This window comes from Bartonella sp. AP30XZML (assembly GCF_042195945.1).
Lineage (GTDB): Bacteria > Pseudomonadota > Alphaproteobacteria > Rhizobiales > Rhizobiaceae > Bartonella.
The window spans coordinates 1-1,071 of record NZ_JBHIPJ010000108.1; the positions used below are offsets into that span (position 1 = coordinate 1).

Genomic DNA, 1,071 nt, shown 5'->3' on the forward strand with positions numbered 1-1,071 from the left:
AAAAAATAACCATATAATTAGAAACTATAGCGTACACCTAAAATACCCTGAAGGGACTGTTTTGTTTTACGCCCTTTAATATAATGTGCCTCACCATATAACTTTAACTTCTCACTCACTAAACTGCTTAAACCTATTCCTAATTTACCTGCATTCCCCGATAAGTCAGTGGTAAATGGATGGCGTTGATTAATCAAGGTATGATTGTCATCTTTATTCTCACGCAACCATGCTGCTGTAATATACGCAAGTGATGAGGAATCTATGCGAGAACCAAATTCATATCCTAAAGATAAGCCAACCTCACTGCGTAATGAAGTGAATGGACGCATGTCACCTGTCATGCCATTCGATAACTTGATTTCTTTACCCTCAACTTGTAACCATGTAAATTGTCCATAAGGCTGTAACCAACTGTTCTTTGACGTCTTAAGTCGATAACCAGCTTCAAAGGAAGTTCCCAATGCCCTTTGAGTATATGTTCCTTCAATCTCTAAACCATTCGTTGAAACGGCTTTTAGGGTATTTTGATAATGATTGTATTTTAAAATACCATCGAGATACCATCCACTATGATCCAAATAAGTGACATAAGCGCCAATACCATAAGTATTGATTCCACTGTTACCCCCCCGTGCATGCGCAACACGGGCACGATCATAACTGCCAAAACCACCTATATAAAACTCTCCATTTTCCCACTCGCTTAAACCATTGATCCCCAAAACGATACCGGTCTGATCCAGTTTAAAATCTATATGCTCTGTAGTAACACTCTCTTTAGATTTTATCGCATAGCTCCATAAAGCCGTATTCTTTTTACTTTTATCTAGAATTCCTCTTCCCGCACGTACGGTTTGCATTTCATTGTGAAAAACCATCGCTGGCGCCACAGACATAGACAATACCGCATCTGTAGAGGGAGTGGTCAAAAAGTGAGAAACTGAAAGATTCTCACTCAATTGTGGAAAAGGTTGTTCTTTATGAACTGGACGCACAATCATTTGATCGGCTAAAGATTGAGAAGAGGTTGAAACAGCAGTTTGTTGTTTTTCATCAGAAAGAGGATGA

1 protein-coding gene is annotated in these 1,071 nt (G+C 38.9%); it reads right to left on the minus strand.

Annotation, left to right across the window (positions count from 1 at the left end):
* Positions 1-17: 17 nt before the first annotated feature.
* Positions 18-1,071: autotransporter outer membrane beta-barrel domain-containing protein (locus ACFIL2_RS07875; RefSeq protein WP_375680059.1), on the minus strand; the 1,054-nt coding region annotated here is incomplete at its 5' end.